We start from the raw sequence: 765 nt of genomic DNA, 5'->3' as shown, positions 1-765 counted from the left end.
ATCCGGATTCGATTGCCTCGCAGCAGGTTGCGTACTGGAAGAGTGCACTGGCCGGACTACCCGACCAGCTCGACCTGCCGACCGATCGTCCGCGCCCAGCCGTGCAGTCCTACACCGGTGGTAGAGCCGACTTCATCGTCGATGCCGAGCTGCACGCACAGCTCGTCCAGCTCGCCCGGCGGACGAACAGCACGCTGTTCATGGTTATGCACACGGCGTTCGCGGTGTTCCTGTCCCGGATGTCCGGGACCGATGACATCGCCATCGGCACCCCGTTCGCCGGCCGTAGCGACAGAGCTCTCGACGACATCATCGGTATGTTCGTCAATACGTTGGTCTTCCGTACGCGGGTGGATTCGTCGATGACGTTCGAGGAGTTGCTGGCGCAGACGCGAGCCAGTGACCTGCAGGCGTTCGCTCATGCGGATGTGCCGTTCGAGCGGTTGGTGGAGGTGCTCAATCCGGCACGGTCCACCGCCCGTCATCCGTTGTTCCAGGTGGGTCTGTCGTTTCAGAATCTCGCGCAGAGTTCGCTCGAGTTGTCCGGGTTGTCGGTCAGCGGTCTGGATGCGGATACGGGGATCTCGCAGTTCGATCTGCACCTGATCGTGACGGATCGCTACGACGACGCTGGGCGTCCGCTGGGTGTGGGCGGGTATGTGTCGTTCGCGACGGATTTGTTCGATGTGGTGACGGTGGATGGTTTTGTGGAGCGGTTTGTTCGGGTGTTGGAGTCTGTGGTGGCGGATTCGTCTGTGGTGGTGG

1 protein-coding gene is annotated in these 765 nt (G+C 62.0%); it reads left to right on the top strand.

Annotated features, from left to right (window positions below):
• A partial coding sequence (locus tag ACODSO_RS29170) for a condensation domain-containing protein (RefSeq protein ID WP_489040078.1) occupies nucleotides 1-765 on the top strand: 765 nt, incomplete at both ends.

The sequence above is a fragment of the Rhodococcus sp. FG69 genome, assembly GCF_057808915.1.
Note: the sequence above shows the minus strand (reverse complement) of the source record. Positions and strands in the feature narration are given on the sequence as shown.